Genomic DNA, 15,646 nt, shown 5'->3' with positions numbered 1-15,646 from the left:
AAGCTCATACACCGCACCTCCCCTAGGGTGAGGATTTCCCGAGTCAGCGAAGCAGTTTTTCCAAGCCGGCATTGCTGTGGAGTCGCCCCAAGGTAACGGAAGTTGTGGAGACTGACGTTTTCGCACAATTCAAAGACTATTTGGCTGCTGATTTAGATTTAGTCGATCGCGCCGAACCCGTGACAGATAGCGCAAAGTTAGATAGTATTTTACCAGCTCAACTGCGCCATCTGCGGTACCGTGCCGAAAAAGACCCGGCCCGCGGAATGTTTAAGCGGTTCTGCGGCGAGGAATCGACTAAGCGAGTATATTCACGAATTTTTGTTAGATTGGGAACAGAAGCTGCCACAATTGATAAGTAACAAAAATTGATTTTAATAGAAGCTTCAGCCACTATACTAATAAGTGTAGGTTGGCATGAGGAAAATGCCAATGGTAAAAAAAAGTCGCAATGTAGTTAGTTCAACTCCAGACAGCAAAGTCAAAATCGGACTTTCGCTGACTCCTTTTAGTGCCGATCGGTTGAATGCGATCGCTCGAAAACTCGGAATATCAAGGTCGGAACTCCTAGAACGCTTGGCAAAAGGCAATCTGGCTATTTCTACCGACAAGAGTGAGGTTAGTGTCACTTGGAAAAAAGGTGAAGAAACTGCGGTCGAGACCGCCCAGTTGCCAGGGGAAACAGCCGAAGAAAGCGACATTAATCACGCTATAACGGCAGAAACTCTATTGGACTCGGCTGTACAGCCAAATCCCCTGCAAGCAAGTTACGAAACTTTACAGCAGCAGTTGAGTGAACGGGAAAGTGCGATCGCATCTTTGCAGCAGCAATTAGCCGCCGAAAAGCAAAATATCGCCAGCCAATTGCAGGAAACTGTAGCGAAGTCAAGTTACGAAACTTTACAGCAGCAGTTGAGTGAACGGGAAAGTGCGATCGCATCTTTGCAGCAGCAATTAGCTGCCGAAAAGCAAAATCTCGCCAGCCAATTGCAGGAAACTGTAGCGAAGTCAAGTTACGAATCTTTACAGCAGCAGTTGAGTGAACGGGAAAGTGCGATCGCATCTTTGCAGCAGCAATTAGCCGCCGAAAAGCAAAATCTCGAAAGTCAATTGCAGGAAACTGTAGCGAAGTCAAGTTACGAATCTTTACAGCAGCAGTTCGCCGAGAAAGAACATCGGGCGCAGGAATTGCAGCAGCAATTAGCCTCCAAGTCGAGCGATTTGGAATCTTTGCAGCATCAATTCGCCGAGAAAGAACATCGGGCGCAGGAATTGCAGCAGCAATTAGCCTCCAAGTCGAGCGATTTGGAATCTTTGCAGCATCAATTCGCCGACAAAGAACATCGCGAACAGGAATTGCAGCAGCAATTAGTCTCCAAGTCGAGCGATTTGGAATCTTTACAGCAGCAATTAGCCGCCGAAAAGCAAAATCTCGCCAGCCAATTGCAGGAAACTGTAGCGAAGTCAAGTTACGAAACTTTGCAGCAGCAATTCGCCGACAAAGAACATCGCGAACAGGAATTGCAGCAGCAATTAGCCTCCAAATCGAGCGATTTGGAATCTTTGCAGCATCAATTCGGCGAGAAAGAACATTGGGCGCAGGAATTGCAGCAGCAATTAGCCTCCAAGTCGAGCGATTTGGAATCTTTGCAGCATCAATTCGCCGACAAAGAAAGTGCGATCGCATCTTTGCACGAGCAATTTGCTACCGAAAAGCAAAATCTCGAAAGCCAATTGCAGCAAACCGTGTCGAAGTCGAGTTACGAAGCTTTGCAGCACCAGTTAGCAGAAACGTCAAGTGCGATCGGCAACTTGCAAGTTCAACTGACCGAGTTCCACTCTCTAAAAGATCAATTGAGCCAAAGTGCTGCAAAACAGCGAAATTACGAGGCTTTGCAGCAACAGTCTCAAGAACAGCTAAGAACAATCAAAGCTTTAAGAGAAGAACTAGGTCAAATGCAAGCTGTGGCTACGATTGGCGAAGCTTATCTCAATAAGTGGCGCCGTCCCTGATTCTCCGGGTGCGCCTGAAAAGTCCTCTCAACTCGGACGAGTGCTCTTGTAGCGATAGATTTCAACCTGTCGCTGCAAGAGCTTTTTCTTGCTAAATATGAGCATAATATTAAGAAATATTACAATAAATAAATTATGATGATCGATCGCACCGCCCAGAGCAAATCCAGTCCAGCAGACACAAAGGGCCGCGTCACGGTAATTGGCGCCGGCATCGGCGGGCTAACCGCAGCCGCCCTGCTCGCCCGCAGAGGATACCAAGTGCTAGTGTTAGATCAGGCGATCGTCCCCGGAGGATGCGCTTCCACCTTCAAACGCCGAGGCTTTACCTTCGATGTCGGCGCGACGCAGGTTGCAGGCTTGGAACCCGGAGGCATTCACCACCGAATTTTCTCAGAATTAGACATCGAACTTCCCGCCGCCACACCCTGCGATCCCGCTTGTGCCGTAATTTTGCCTGGAGAAACCGCACCGATTAGCGTGTGGCGAGATCCGCAAAAATGGCAGGAAGAAAGACAGCGGCAGTTTCCCGGAAGCGAACCTTTTTGGCAATTATTGTCTACATTGTTTCAAGCTAGCTGGAACTTTCAAGGGCGCGATCCAGTTTTACCGCCCAGAAACTTATGGGATTTCTGGCAGTTAATTCAAGCAGTTCGCCCCGATACTTTAATTACTTTGCCTTTCACTTTTATGACGGTGGGAGATGCTTTGCGGCTTTGCGGGTTGGGCGACAATTTGCGCTTGAAAACTTTTCTGGATTTGCAGTTAAAATTGTATTCTCAAGTTGATACTGAAGAAACGGCGCTGCTTTATGCGGCGACGGCTTTGGGAGTAAGCCAAGCGCCGCTGGGATTGTATCATCTACAAGGAAGTATGCAGGTATTGAGCGATCGCCTGGTAAGTGCGATCGAACTCTACGGCGGCAAAGTCCTGTTGCGGCATACAGTCGAAAGTATTGTCACCACTAACGGTAAAGCCACCGCTACAGTGATTCGCAATCAAAAAACAGGCGAAGTTTGGACAGAAACTGGCGATCGTATTGTTGCCAACGTGACCGCCCAAAATCTAGTAAAATTGATGTCAAATCAGTCTGTTGTCGCAAATTCAACAGATAAATCAGAAACTTCAGAGACAACAAACCAACTGCCAAATCAAATGGCAGGCTACAAATATCGAGTTGATAAATTGCCGCCCGCATCCGGCGCATTTGTCATATATTTGGGAGTGCATGAAAGCGCAATTCCGGCAAATTGTCCGCCGCATTTGCAGTTTCTCTACGACTACGACGGCGAGATTGGGGAGAATAATTCATTATTTGTTTCTGTCAGCCATCCTGGCGATGGCCGCGCACCAAAAGGTATGGCGACAATTATCGCTTCGTCTTTTACTGATACTCGAATGTGGTGGAATTCGGCTGATTATGAAGGATTAAAGCAAAAATATACTGAAGGGGCGATCGCCCGTTTAAGCGAATACTTTAATTTAACACCCGAAAAAATTGTACACCAAGAATCAGCCACGCCTCGCACCTTTGCCCGCTACACAGCGCGCGATAAAGGCGTTGTCGGCGGCATTGGCCAGCGAGTACCAAACTTCGGCCCCTTCGGATTTGCCAACCGCACGCCAATTAAAAACCTCTGGTTAGTCGGCGATTCCACCCATCCCGGAGAAGGAACTGCCGGTGTTTCCTATTCTGCTTTAACAGTCGTGCGGCAAATGGAAGCAGAATTTTGATAATTGGGTGAGTAACTTGTAGGGGCGGGTTTAGCGCGCAACATTGAATGTAGGGCACAATCTCCGAACAAAACCCGCCTTTGCGGATCTGTGACTGTTATCATGTCCGGTAACTGCCAAGAGAATAAAATCCTGTCGTTGGGTTGGGGCGGGTTTTGTACTAAAATTGTCTGCTGTTGGTTCAGATTTCGCGCTAAACCCGCCCCTACAAGTCTCGAAATTTGTCGATTGATCGCACCAACCCAAAAAAACCTCAGTCTGCACCAGCAAACTGAGGTCTCGTAGCGACAGGTTCAAACCTGTCGGCTACATTCTATGACTACTTGATAGAAATCTTTGCGCCCACAGCTTCAAGCTGTTTCTTCATTTCTTCAGCAGCATCCTTACCAAGAGCTTCCTTAACTGCCTTCGGTGCGGCTTCTACCAAGTCTTTCGCTTCCTTCAGACCCAGACCGGTAATCGCCCGGACTTCTTTCAGAATTGCGATTTTCTTGTCAGCAGGAAATTCTTCAAGAATTACGCTGAACTCAGTTTGTACTTCTACTTCTTCAGCAGGAGCAGCAGCGCCGCCCATCATCATCATGCCGCCTACAGGAGCAGCAGCGCTGACGCCAAAAGCATCTTCAATTTGCTTGACCAATTCAGAAGCTTCGAGCAAGCTCAGAGTCTTCAATTTTTCCAAGATTTCGTCGGTTGCAGTAGACATTCGTTAAACTCCTAGTTCGATTGTAGATTTGGATTTTGGATTTTGGATCGATCGTTAATTATTAGTCTCTTGTCTCCATTCGTTAGCGCGTCAATCAACACTAATGACTAATGACTAATGACTAATGACTAAGCAGTTTATGCTTCTGCGGGTGCTTCTGCTGGTGCTTCTGCGGGTGCTTCTGCTTCTGCTTCTGCGGGTGCTTCTGCGGGTGCTTCTGCTTCTGCTGAATCACCGTTCTGGTCTTTTTCAGCATAAGCTTTGAGACCGCGCGCGATCGAAGTAGGAACTTGATTGATACCCACAGCCAACTTGGTTGCGACACCGTTGAGAGCGCCAGCAATTTGAGCCATGAGTTGTTCCTTCGACGGCAGATCAGCTAATGCTTTAACATCAGCTTCTCTCAATACCCGTCCTTCCATCACGCCGCCGCGAAGAGCACTCTTCTTAGAAGCTTTTTGGAATTCTTGGTAAGCTTTAATCGCGCCGCCAATATCTTCTTGCACGAACATGAATGCCGACGTACCAGTCAACAATTCCTGCATCGGCTGCCATGTTTCATTGCCTTCAACAGCAATTCGCATTAGCGTGTTTTTTGCCACTTGGCAAGTGCTGCCTTTCGGACGCAAACGCCGCCGCAAATCTGTTATTTCAGCAACAGTTAAGCCCGTGTAGTCGATCGCGATTACCAATTGAGATTCGCTCAAGGTTTGCTTGAGACCTGCAATAATCTCATTCTTTACTGCTAAACTTTTGCCCATACTAATTTCACCTCCTTTTAGGATCTCAAACTGCCAATCAAAAACCCCAACCTTAGAGCCGGGGCAGAGAATTAAAAATTAAGAATTAGGAATTAAAAGATAGAACTTTTTAATTGATTTTCTTGAGTTTTTATTTCTTCAGCCTCGGCAGGAAATTAAGCGCTCGGCACCTGCGGTCTTCAGCTTATGGATTTTCGATTAGGCTATCACCATCCGGCAGACATTAGCAAGGGTATGATGTAAATCTCGTGAGAGATTTACACAGACAGCCGAAGCTGTCTTTTACCTTCTGCCGAATGCTCAATACCTTCTAACCAGCATCAATTTTCGTATCGCGCAGGACACTGATATCGACTTCGATCGATGGGCCCATGGTTGCGGATACGTACAAACTGCGCCAGTAGCGACCTTTCGCACCAGAAGGGCGGTTGCGGTCAACAGTTTCTTGCAAAGCATGAAGGTTAACCAGCAAATCTTCCGCTGAGAAAGCTGCCTTGCCAAACATAACATGAACGATGCCTGTGCGATCGGCACGGAATTCTAGTTTACCACCTTTGAACTCGTTGATCGCGCGAGCAATGTCAGTTGTCACCGTGCCACCTTTGGGAGAAGGCATCAAGCCGCGCGGGCCCAATAACCGACCCAATTTGGCCACCAACGGCATCACGTCTGGGGTAGCAATCAGGCAATCGAAGTCCATCATGCCCTTTTGAATTTCCTCGATCAACTCTTCAGAACCAGCAATATCCGCGCCAGCATTCAGAGCTTCTTTAACTTTTTCGCCCTTAGCAATCACCGCAATTCTGACTACTTGACCAGTGCCTTTTGGCAGCGATACAGTTGTCCGCAACTGTTGGTCAGTATATTTCGGGTCAATTCCCAAACGGATGTGAGCTTCAGCAGACTCGCCAAACTTAGCGGTTGCTGTTTCTTTCAAAAGTTGCAGAGCTTCCAGCGGTAGGTAAGGTCTCTCTTCAACTTTCTTTTGAAGTTCTTGCAGTCTTCTGGATACTTTCTTTGTCATTGTTATCTCCTGGGGTCAGTTGATTTTAGGTTTGAGATTGAAGAATTGAACCGTTTCGCTCATTTCAAATCTCAAACATTTGCGATTCCTAGCGAAGTATTACTTCTCCCCCTGAATCGACTTAGAATTTGGGATTTTAGATTCTGTTAAATCCGTTAAATCCGTTAAATCCGTTACACAATCCGTTGCCGAACTTGCCTTAATCAGCGATCGCCACGCCCATGTTTTTAGCTGTTCCCGCCACAATTTTCATAGCAGCGTCAACATCATTAGCATTAAGGTCAGGCATCTTGGTTTCAGCGATTTCTCGCAACTGAGCCTGTGTAATTGTCCCTACTTGCTTGCGATTAGGTTCACCCGAACCCTTAGCAATGCCAGCAGCTTTTTGAATCAAAACCGACGCCGGGGGGGTTTTGAGAATAAACGTAAAACTGCGGTCTTCAAAAACCGAAATTTCTACCGGAACCACCAGACCTGCTTGGTCTGCGGTTCTAGCATTGTACTCCTTGCAAAACATCATGATATTGACGCCGTGCTGACCCAATGCCGGGCCGATCGGAGGAGCTGGGTTGGCTTTTCCCGCCGTAATCGCCAACTTAATTACTGCAACAACTTTCTTTGCCATTAGTTAGTTCTGTTTCTGAACCTGATTGAACTCTAATTCTACAGGCGTATCGCGCCCAAAAATCGAGAGTAAAACTTTGAGCTTGTTCCGTTCCGGGCTCACTTCAATCACATCACCTTCAAAATCCTTAAATGGCCCGGAAAGTACCACAACGTGGTCTCCTGTCGCCATCGATACTTTGACAACCGGTTCTGATTCCTGAGCGTTTCTGAAGATCCGTTCTACTTCCGAATGACTTAGAGGTAGCGGTTTGACGTGACCCCTGCCGCGCCCGTAGCGGCGTTTCTGCTCTGCCCCGACAAAATTAATTACATTCGGGGTATTCTTGATCACCTGCCACGTATCCTCGTCCATAAACATACGAATGAGTACGTAGCCGGGGAAGATTTTTTCATCTGACTGCCGCCGGGAACCGTCTTTGCCGACTTTGATCGCCGGAGTTTGCGGAATTTCGACTTGAACGATGCGATCGGCAACATCCAAGGTTTGAATCCGCTGCTGCAAGTTTGCCTTCACCCGCTTTTCGCAGCCAGAGGCAACTTGAACAGCATACCAGCGAGCGTCAATCTCCGGCACATCTGGCGATGCTGGCTGTCCCGTCGCGTCTGTGGAATACTCAGATTCTTCTGATGCAAAAGTCATGGCCCAAACACCTTTCCCGCGCCCCAGTTAAAGAAGTTATCCACCAAATAGATCAGGCTTGCTGAAAGGATTACCATCAAAAGCACGGCCAAAGACTCGCTAATTAGCTGCTGCCTGCTCGGCCAAACCACTTTATCGAGTTCTTCTCTAGTTTCCTTTAAAAAACCCGCAGGGTCAAACCCAGGCGCAGTCATTTCTGGAGTTTGTTGAGCTTCGTCTTTTTTCGCCACGATTGAATCCCCCTTGCGATTTTAGATTTTAGATTTTAGATTTTAGATTTTGTGAGTGGCTCGCGGCTATCTGATTTTTTGACACTAACCACTTACGCCCAAGTCCAAAATCTCAAATCCAAAGCCAGCACTTTTTTACAAGCTCAACCCATCAACGATGTAAATGCCGATCGCCCTTTTGGCCGATCGATCTGCCACACCGAACATTTGTTGATGGCATTTTTTGCGAACCGCCCACAAAAATTAATTCTACCCGAAAGTCTGCGGTTTTGGCTGTTTCCAGCCAATTATCCGGGCGCTTTCGGGCAGAATTAAAATTTTGGTGATTCAGCGCGCCCTGGAGGACTTGAACCCCCGACATCAGGTTTTGGAGACCTGCGTTCTACCAACTGAACTAAGAGCGCACAGGTGAGGTTGCTGAAACTCGCTTAACCTCTAGATTCCTATTTTAACACAGTGCGCTCGAAAATGGGAAACTTTTTTTTGAAATTTTTCAATTTCCCATTTTGCATCAACCAAGAGGAAGCTGGGTGCATTCCTACAGGGAGCGATCGAACCGCTGTTTGACGCGAGTAGCTTTGCCCACCCGATCGCGCAGGTAGTAAAGTTTGGCTCTACGGACTTTACCGCGGCGCATGACTTGGACAGTAGCGATGCGGGGCGAGTGAATCAAAAACACCCGTTCCACACCCACGCCCTGAAACACGCGGCGCACGGTGATTGTTTCATTAATCCCGCCGTTACGCATGGCAATCACAGTGCCTTCGTAGGGTTGAACCCGTTCTTTCGCGCCCTCTTTAATTCTCACGCCGACTCGAACTGTGTCGCCGACGTAAATTTCGGGGAGCACTTTGCTGAGTTCTACCTTGACTCTATTTATTTCTGCCGTTTCGAGCGAACGGATTATTTCTGCTGCGCCTTTCATAGGATTTCCTAAAACTCACAATCCCTTATCATATATCGAACTGCCAGTTTTATCTCAAAAAACTTCTATGTTAAATAGTTCTGGGGTCGAATTTCTGCAACTGGGGGCGATCGCGATACTAGCCTTGTACGTCGCCGCCAACTTGGGGGCCAATGATGTGGCGAACTCGATGGGGACATCCGTAGGCTCGAAGGCGCTCACGCTGCGGCAAGCAATAATTGTTGCAGGGATACTGGAGTTTTCCGGCGCAGCACTGTTCGGGCAAGGAGTTTCCGAAACTCTGGCAACAGGAGTTGTGAATGCAGAAGTGTTTGTGGCAAAACCGCAGGTATTTTTAATCGGGATGGTTTCAGTGCTGGCAGCTTGTGGCTTGTGGCTGCAAATCGCTACCAGTCGAGGCTTGCCGGTTTCTTCATCCCATGCGGTGGTGGGCGCGATCGCAGGTTTTAGCTGGGTTGCAGCCGGAATTCATGCCGTTGACTGGCCGATAATCGGCAGGATATCGCTAACTTGGGTGGCGACACCTTTTGCTAGCGGTGCTTTAGCCGCCCTATTTTACAGTGGGGTGAAGCATTGGATTCTCGATCGCCCAGATCCTCTATTGCAACTGCGCGAGTGGATACCTTGGCTGAGTGCAGCACTGCTGAGCGTTTTCGGGATAATTGTACTGCCGTCTATTGTCGATGTGGCTTTTGTGCAGACAGGGGCGATCGACTTCGCGCGCGATACATTTGGCTGGAATCTGCCAATTCACGATATTACAATCGGCATTGGGAGTCTGGGGGCGATCGGGCTTACATTCAATAGTTGGAAAAACTTAGAGAAGGAAGGTTCGGCAGCGGATTTTGTAGCGGATGTAACGGATGTAACGGATAGAAAGAAGAAGCAAGAGGGAATATTTTCCCCATCTGGCAAACTCTCTCACTCTGCGATCGAGCAACAGATGGCGAGATTTCAGGTGTTAAGCGCTTGTTTTGTGGCATTTGCTCACGGTTCCAACGACGTAGGTAATGCCGTTGCGCCTTTGGCTGCGATCGCCTATATCCAGCGTACAGGCTCCTTTCCCCTAGAGGATTTCAGCGTTCCTCTGTGGATTTTAGTCCTCGGAGGTACAGGAATCGTCATCGGTTTAGCCATCTGGGGTCAAAAAGTGATCGCTACAGTCGGCGAAAACATCATCCAACTGCAACCCAGCGGCGGATTTTGCGCGGAATTAGCCACAGCTACCACAGTATTATTAGCATCCCGCTTGGGTTTGCCGGTTTCCACATCCCACGCTTTAGTCGGTGCAGTTGTGGGAGTCGGGCTGATTAAAGGTTGGAAATCGGTACGCTGGCAAACTTTGCAGTCAATTGGTTCGGCTTGGGTGGTGACAATCCCGATCGCCGCCGGTTTGGGTGCTAGCATTTTCAGTATCGCTCAATGGATTTTAGATTTGAGATTGTAGTGAAACGCAGATGACACGGGAGCATCCCAATCAGAGCTTTCATAGGAGTGCGAGCATATTGCTCGCTAGATACGCAAGCGAGCGGGAAGATCGCACTCCTAGAAAAACGCTTTTTATAGAACCCATTTGACATCTTTGAGTTTTTGGGTTTGGTGACGAGAAATATAGAGAGAAACCAGTTTGTGAGATTTACGCTGATGTCGAGAAACCGGGTTTCTACGAGTTTTTGGGTTTGGTGACGAGAAATATAGAGAGAAACCCGGTTTCTGAGATTTACGCAAAATAGATATCAAATGGGTTCTATAAAATCGGGATGACTAATCTTTCTGATTACCTCGGTTGGGATAAACTCGCGAAGGCAACAGTTTCCAAGCCGCAGCATCTGCACCCCAATTGCGAAAAATTTTCACAGACGCGAAAATTTGAGAGAAACGCCAATTATAGTAACGCTTCCAGTCAGGAGGCCAGTTGGCGGTTTCGTCATCCGCTTGCAAAGCTCTGACTTCAGCTTCGAGTGCTGCGGCGTGGCGCTGTATGATGATTTCTAGTTGCACAAAGTGTTCTTCGGGCGAGCGCAATTTTTTTACATCCTAACTACAAACGTGATAACCGTGATTTTACCGGACATCAGATTGCCCACTTCACTAATAGCAATGGAGCACATCAAACCCGGTTTCTGCGAACAAGCAAGCCCAACGACCGCTCAATCACTTCTGCTCCAAGCAATGCTGTAACTGTCGAGCCAGTACCTCGACACAGGGCTTTCTCAACATAGTAAGGTGATTCCCAGGAACTCGAATCACCTCTACTTGTGCCGTCGTTAAATCCCTCCAGCCAAGAGTCGGATCTTGATGACTCATGCTTAGCTTTTCCCCCGATCTAAACAGAGTAATTCGGTGCGGATAAATTTTCGGTACATAGCTGAGAGTTGCTTGACTGTTAGCCTGAAATACAGTAAACATTGAGGGAATTGCCAGCTCGCGCCAGCTTTTTTCTGTTGATTCTTTAGATAATATGCTAACCATAACAGCCTGTTTCCAATTCCAGCCATGCCAAAATTTAGCTACAAAATTAAGCAGCTTATTTAACTTAGGAAACCGCCCAGCAATACCGCCAATTTGCAAATTTTCCGCCGCAGCCACCAAGCGAAAATAATCGACTACAAAAGGCCAGATAGAGCGCGAAACAGTAGTCAGAATAAACTTGCAACCGTCCCAAACAGAAGGTTTGTTAGCAGCAACCGGTGCTAAAGTATCCAGCACAGCCAGCAAAGCCACTTCCTCTCCGGCTGCAAGCAACTGTTGAGCCATCTCAAAAGCCACCAAACCCCCAAAAGACCAACCTCCCAAAAAATACGGCCCTTTTGGTTGAACTGTACGCAAGGCTGCAATGTAGTCAGCCGCCATATCTTCAATGCGAGTTAGCGGAGCAGTTTCGCCGTCAATCCCCTTTGGTTGCAGCCCGTAAAACGGTTGATTTTCTCCTAGCTGAAATGCTAACTCGCAATAAGGAAATACGACGCCAAAGATGGGATGGACGCAGAAGAAAGGCGGATTTTTACCGCGCGGTTTGATTGCGACTAAAGGCGACCATTCCCCAGATTTTGTTCCTGAATCTAGCGAATCTGCTAAACCTTCAATTGTCGGATTTAAGAACAAAGATGATAGTGGCAACTCGCGTTCAAATTGCTGGTTAATCTCGTTAATCAGGCGAATTGTCAGCAGGGAATCTCCACCCAAATCGAAGAAGTTGTCGCGAATGCCAACGGGCTCGGTGTTGAGGATTTCCGACCAAATTTTGGCGAGGGTTGATTCGGTTGGCGTGCGAGGTGCAATGCAGCTTTTATCTGTTGCACTGCTAGTGAGATTATCCGGTGATCTGAGGCGCAGGCGATCGATTTTGCCATTGGGAGTTAGGGGCAGAAATGCGATCGCCACAAAGGCATGGGGAATCATGTAATTGGGCAGCTTTTCCTTGAGAAAACTCCGCATTTCCAAGGGATTGAGCGCCCGATCGCGATCGGCGACGACATAGGCAACTAGGCGCTTGTTTCCCGACAAATCATCCTCAGCAACCACCGCTGTTTCTTTGACTGCTGGATGCTGCACCAGCAGCGCTTCAATCTCTCCTAATTCTATGCGATACCCGCGAATTTTTACCTGTGCGTCAGTGCGGCCTAAAAACTCAATATTGCGATCGACTAAATAGCGAGCTAAGTCACCTGTTTTGTAAATTCGTTCTCCTGGTTTCTCGCTAAACGGATGAGGAATAAAGCGCTGAGCGGTTAATTCGGGGCGGTTGATGTAGCCTCGCGCTAAACCAGCACCGCCGATGTACAATTCACCGGGAATTCCGACGGGTACGGGCTGTAAATTTTCATCTAAAATATAGAGTTGAGTGTTGGCAATTGGGCGGCCGATTGGGGGTTTTTGGCGTGAAGCGAAGCTATCCCGCAGTTCATCGCCAATTTCAGCAAAACTCGACCACACAGTCGCCTCTGTAGGGCCGTAAGCATTAAAAAACCTCCGCCCGGAAGCCCAGCGTTTTACCACATCCAAGGAACAGGATTCGCCAGCACAGATAATTGTTTGCAGTGCGGGAAGTTCGGCGTCTGGAAGCACAGCTAGCAGCGAAGGCGGGAAGGTAGCGTGGGTAATAGCATTGTCCTGCAAAAATTGAATTAATGTTGTTCCTGGTAACAAAGATTCTTTCGCGGCACAGTAAAGTGTGGCTCCGCTTCCCAAGGCCATGACAATCTCAAAGATCGAGGCATCAAAACTCAGGGAGGCGAATTGCAAAACGCGGTGATTTGAGTTTAATTTAAAAGCTTCAATTTGAGCTAAAGCTAAGTTGTAAAGTCCGCGGTGTTCGATTAAAACGCCTTTTGGTTTTCCGGTTGAACCGGATGTGTAGATGACATAAGCCAGGTTTTCTGGTATGATATTTAAAGTTAAATTTGCTGGGCTTTGTCGGGCGATAATTTCTCTGTCGGAGTCCACACAAACTACTGGATATTCCGGCGCAGTTAAGTTTTTTGCTAAGTGCTGCTGAGTTACCAAAATCGACACGCCAGCATCTGCTAACATGAAGTTGAGGCGCTGTTGAGGATAATTTGGATCTAAAGGCAGATACGCTGCGCCTGCTTTGATAATGCCTAAAATTCCGACGATCGCATCTAAGGAACGTTCTACACAAAGGCCCACTAAAACTTCTGGTGCTGCTCCCAATTGCTGCAAGTAACGTGCAAGTTGGTTGGCTCGGCTGTTGAGTTGGCGGTAGGTTAACTGCTGGTTTTCAAAGACGGCGGCGACAGCATCGGGCGCGAGTTCGACTCGCTCTTCAAATAACTGATGGAAACACTGGTTTTGCGGATAATCTCTCTGAGTGTGATTCCAATCAATTAATAATTGCTGGGATTCTGGTGCTGTCAGCAAAGCCAAGTCGCTGAGGCGCTGTTTGGGATTAGCAACAATCGCTGCGAGTAGCGTTTGAAAATGCCCCGCCATCCGCGCAATTGTGGCGCTATCAAATAAGTCCGTACTGTAGATAAATTGCCCGTGAATCCTTCCTGCATCTTCCCACAAGTTGCACTCTAAATCCAGCTTGGCGCTTCCGGTGTCAAAGTCGTGAAGCGTAGCTATCCCGTAGGGAATCGCCCTAAAAGCGATTCCCGGCAATTCCAGCGCTGCTACAGGAGTGTTTTGCAGGCTGAAACTAATTTGAAACAGGGGATTGCGGCTCAATTCGCGATCGGGGTGCAATTCCTCCACCAGCTTCTCGAAGGGCAAATCTTGGTGCGCGTAGGCTGCGACGGCGACGTTTTTTACCCGATGCAATAGTTCCAAAAACGTGGGGTTTCCCGATAGATCGGCGCGCAGCACTAAACTGTTGACAAAAAAACCGATTAATGCTTCTATTTCGCTCAGGTTGCGATTGGCGATCGGCGTTCCTACTGCAATATCAGCTTGTCCTGTATAGCGGTACAGCAAAGTTTGAAAAGCCGCGAGCAAGGTGATAAATAGAGTCGCGCCTTCTTGCTGGCTCAGTGACTTTATTGAGTTACTTAAAGCGGCAGATAGTGCGATCGACTCTTTGGCGCCCCGGTAGGAGGGAACCGCCGGCCTTTGTCTGTCTGTCGGTAGATCGATCGCAGTAATTCCGCTTAACTGCTGGCGCCAATAAGCTAACTGAGTTGCTAACACTTCGCCCTGCAAATATTGGTGCTGCCATTCTGCAAAGTCTGCGTACTGCAAGGGAAGTGCTGCGAGGGGCGATCGCCCGTTTTTAACAAATGCCGTGTAGAGCGTTCCCAGCTCTCGAATTAGCACTCCCATAGACCAACCATCAGCCACAATATGATGTAAATTCAGCAACAAAATATGCTCTGTTTCACCTAGTTGTAACAGCGTTACTTTAAATAACGGCCCGGCGGCCAAATCAAAAGGACTTTGTGCGGCATCGGTTGCGAGTTGCAGGGCCGCGGTTTCCTGCTGAGTTGGCGAGAGAGTTTGTAAGTCAATTGTAGTGAAAGATACCGTGAAAATCGGAGCAATAATTTGCACGAGTTCCCCTTCAAACATCGCAAAAGTAGTGCGCAAACTTTCGTGTCGCTGCACAATTTCATTGAAGGTTTGCTCTAAGGCAATTAAGTTGAGGGAACCTGTTAAGCAAAGTGCGGTTGAAACATTGTAGAAAGGATTGCCCGGTGCTAATTGATTGAGGAACCAAAGCCGCTGCTGAGCAAACGATGCTGGGAAGACGAAAACTTCTGTTTCTTCGGAAAGATTAAGCTTTTCTTCACCAGCCGGGAGGGAATTGTCGGAAAGATAGTTAGTCATATCAAATTATCAGGCAAGCCTCAAAGGAAAGCGCGTACAAAGTAGCCTCTAAATATTACATATAGAAGATTTCATCTCTTTGATTAAAATCTTTACCAAGGCAATACTAGACTATAACTCGTTTCGATATGCTGCTTCATGCCGAGGTCGGTAACATTCACAAGATGTGTAAAAAACACATCAACATCGTCTATCGCTTTAGCCGTAAGCCGAACTTTTCCGGTTGCTGTTTGAGTCCAAGAAAGCGCGGGAATAGCAAAACCATGTGCAAAACTGTGCCGCACTCTTAAAATCTCATTTAGCTTCTGCCGAACGGCTAATCCGCTCAGGCTTCTTGCAGACCAAACCCAATCGCCAATAGGATCGTAACCAGTGTTTTGAATCAGAAGGTTTCGCGTGTTTTCCGAGTTTGGTGTATTGAATCTTTCAAGTGCGCGTTCCGCCGCATCTCTAGCAATAGAATGTACGGCATGAAATTTGGGATCTAAAGGATTTGCAGTGGCCGCGAAAAAATTGCGAACGAGTTCGTTTATATAAGCATCCCATACAGCAACAAATGCAGCTAGAGCGGAGTGATAGTAGACTTGAGTTTTACTGCGCGATATTGGTTGCAAGCGGGGATCTGTAGCTGTTTCGCGAAGTGTTCTAGCCGTGTTGGACGCTGTTTTGTACTTCAATGCTGCTGGTGACGGCACGGCGAT

At 47.7% G+C, this 15,646-nt stretch carries 15 protein-coding genes, 1 tRNA gene and 1 other annotated feature; of the genes, 5 read left to right on the top strand and 11 right to left on the bottom strand.

Translation table 11 applies throughout. From position 1 onward, the window contains the following. The first annotated feature begins 71 nt into the window (after positions 1 to 71). The 3 genes from QUB68_RS02330 to crtD all read left to right on the top strand — a co-directional run bounded on the left by QUB68_RS02330 (position 72) and on the right by crtD (position 3,747). Positions 72 to 362, top strand: a complete 291-nt coding sequence (locus tag QUB68_RS02330) for a hypothetical protein (RefSeq protein WP_332989004.1) — start codon at positions 72 to 74, stop codon at positions 360 to 362. Between the two features lie 70 nt (positions 363 to 432). After that, on the top strand, positions 433 to 2,013 hold the full coding sequence (locus QUB68_RS02325) for a CopG family transcriptional regulator (RefSeq protein ID WP_332989002.1): 1,581 nt from the start codon (positions 433 to 435) through the stop codon (positions 2,011 to 2,013). 135 nt (positions 2,014 to 2,148) lie between these two features. After that, a complete protein-coding gene (crtD, locus tag QUB68_RS02320; protein WP_442923031.1) occupies positions 2,149 to 3,747 on the top strand; it encodes a C-3',4' desaturase CrtD in 1,599 nt (532 codons plus the stop codon). Between the two features lie 319 nt (positions 3,748 to 4,066). Here the strand turns inward: crtD and rplL are convergent, their stop codons facing one another. The 6 genes from rplL to secE all read right to left on the bottom strand — a co-directional run bounded on the left by rplL (position 4,067) and on the right by secE (position 7,735). Then, complete coding sequence (gene rplL, locus QUB68_RS02315; protein ID WP_332989000.1) at positions 4,067 to 4,453, bottom strand: 50S ribosomal protein L7/L12; 387 nt, start codon at positions 4,451 to 4,453, stop codon at positions 4,067 to 4,069. 137 nt (positions 4,454 to 4,590) lie between these two features. Continuing rightward, positions 4,591 to 5,214, bottom strand: a complete 624-nt coding sequence (gene rplJ / locus QUB68_RS02310) for a 50S ribosomal protein L10 (RefSeq protein ID WP_332988997.1) — start codon at positions 5,212 to 5,214, stop codon at positions 4,591 to 4,593. A gap of 29 nt (positions 5,215 to 5,243) precedes the next feature. Then, positions 5,244 to 5,415 (bottom strand) — a sequence feature (ribosomal protein L10 leader region). A 109-nt stretch (positions 5,416 to 5,524) separates the two neighbouring features. Next, positions 5,525 to 6,238 (bottom strand): 50S ribosomal protein L1, encoded by a 714-nt coding sequence (rplA, locus tag QUB68_RS02305; protein WP_332988995.1) that lies wholly within the window; start codon positions 6,236 to 6,238, stop codon positions 5,525 to 5,527. Between the two features lie 199 nt (positions 6,239 to 6,437). Further along, on the bottom strand, positions 6,438 to 6,863 hold the full coding sequence (rplK, locus tag QUB68_RS02300) for a 50S ribosomal protein L11 (RefSeq protein WP_265239320.1): 426 nt from the start codon (positions 6,861 to 6,863) through the stop codon (positions 6,438 to 6,440). Between the two features lie 3 nt (positions 6,864 to 6,866). Beyond that, positions 6,867 to 7,505: a transcription termination/antitermination protein NusG gene (nusG, locus tag QUB68_RS02295; protein WP_332988992.1), complete on the bottom strand. Its 639-nt coding sequence runs from the start codon at positions 7,503 to 7,505 to the stop codon at positions 6,867 to 6,869. Then, a complete protein-coding gene (gene secE, locus QUB68_RS02290) occupies positions 7,502 to 7,735 on the bottom strand; it encodes a preprotein translocase subunit SecE (protein WP_265239322.1) in 234 nt (77 codons plus the stop codon). The genes nusG and secE overlap by 4 nt, the downstream gene beginning before the upstream one ends. A 78-nt stretch (positions 7,736 to 7,813) precedes the next feature. Here secE and QUB68_RS02285 point away from each other — a divergent pair, with 78 nt between their 5' ends. Continuing rightward, complete coding sequence (locus QUB68_RS02285; RefSeq protein WP_332988990.1) at positions 7,814 to 8,050, top strand: hypothetical protein; 237 nt, start codon at positions 7,814 to 7,816, stop codon at positions 8,048 to 8,050. 16 nt (positions 8,051 to 8,066) lie between these two features. Here QUB68_RS02285 and QUB68_RS02280 read toward each other — a convergent pair. Then, positions 8,067 to 8,139: transfer RNA gene (locus tag QUB68_RS02280), tRNA-Trp, on the bottom strand. A 134-nt stretch (positions 8,140 to 8,273) separates the two neighbouring features. Continuing rightward, on the bottom strand, positions 8,274 to 8,660 hold the full coding sequence (rplS, locus tag QUB68_RS02275; RefSeq protein ID WP_332988988.1) for a 50S ribosomal protein L19: 387 nt from the start codon (positions 8,658 to 8,660) through the stop codon (positions 8,274 to 8,276). Positions 8,661 to 8,727: 67 nt separating this feature from the next. Between rplS and QUB68_RS02270 the strand changes: the two genes are divergently transcribed. Next, on the top strand, positions 8,728 to 10,107 hold the full coding sequence (locus tag QUB68_RS02270) for an inorganic phosphate transporter (protein ID WP_332988986.1): 1,380 nt from the start codon (positions 8,728 to 8,730) through the stop codon (positions 10,105 to 10,107). Positions 10,108 to 10,424: 317 nt separating this feature from the next. Here QUB68_RS02270 and QUB68_RS02265 read toward each other — a convergent pair whose 3' ends face one another. From QUB68_RS02265 to QUB68_RS02255, 3 genes are all read right to left on the bottom strand, one after another. Beyond that, positions 10,425 to 10,685: a hypothetical protein gene (locus QUB68_RS02265; RefSeq protein ID WP_332988985.1), complete on the bottom strand. Its 261-nt coding sequence runs from the start codon at positions 10,683 to 10,685 to the stop codon at positions 10,425 to 10,427. Positions 10,686 to 10,814: 129 nt separating this feature from the next. Next, the gene (locus QUB68_RS02260) at positions 10,815 to 14,945 is read right to left on the bottom strand and encodes a non-ribosomal peptide synthetase (RefSeq protein ID WP_332988984.1); all 4,131 of its coding nucleotides are present in this window, start codon (positions 14,943 to 14,945) and stop codon (positions 10,815 to 10,817) included. Between the two features lie 92 nt (positions 14,946 to 15,037). Further along, complete coding sequence (locus tag QUB68_RS02255) at positions 15,038 to 15,640, bottom strand: HEPN domain-containing protein (protein WP_332988982.1); 603 nt, start codon at positions 15,638 to 15,640, stop codon at positions 15,038 to 15,040. Between the last annotated feature and the right edge of the window lie 6 nt (positions 15,641 to 15,646).

Source organism: Microcoleus sp. A006_D1, from assembly GCF_036702805.1.
GTDB lineage: Bacteria > Cyanobacteriota > Cyanobacteriia > Cyanobacteriales > Microcoleaceae > Microcoleus.
Note: the sequence above shows the minus strand (reverse complement) of the source record. Positions and strands in the feature narration are given on the sequence as shown.

Coding starts and splice junctions, on each gene's coding strand:
- QUB68_RS02260 (WP_332988984.1), bottom strand. CDS start 14,945: ATGACTAACTATCTTTCCGACAATTCCCTCCCGGCTGGTGAAGAAAAG.
- crtD (WP_442923031.1), top strand. CDS start 2,149: ATGATGATCGATCGCACCGCCCAGAGCAAATCCAGTCCAGCAGACACA.
- rplA (WP_332988995.1), bottom strand. CDS start 6,238: ATGACAAAGAAAGTATCCAGAAGACTGCAAGAACTTCAAAAGAAAGTT.
- nusG (WP_332988992.1), bottom strand. CDS start 7,505: ATGACTTTTGCATCAGAAGAATCTGAGTATTCCACAGACGCGACGGGA.
- QUB68_RS02270 (WP_332988986.1), top strand. CDS start 8,728: ATGTTAAATAGTTCTGGGGTCGAATTTCTGCAACTGGGGGCGATCGCG.
- rplJ (WP_332988997.1), bottom strand. CDS start 5,214: ATGGGCAAAAGTTTAGCAGTAAAGAATGAGATTATTGCAGGTCTCAAG.
- rplL (WP_332989000.1), bottom strand. CDS start 4,453: ATGTCTACTGCAACCGACGAAATCTTGGAAAAATTGAAGACTCTGAGC.
- rplK (WP_265239320.1), bottom strand. CDS start 6,863: ATGGCAAAGAAAGTTGTTGCAGTAATTAAGTTGGCGATTACGGCGGGA.
- QUB68_RS02325 (WP_332989002.1), top strand. CDS start 433: ATGGTAAAAAAAAGTCGCAATGTAGTTAGTTCAACTCCAGACAGCAAA.
- rplS (WP_332988988.1), bottom strand. CDS start 8,660: ATGAAAGGCGCAGCAGAAATAATCCGTTCGCTCGAAACGGCAGAAATA.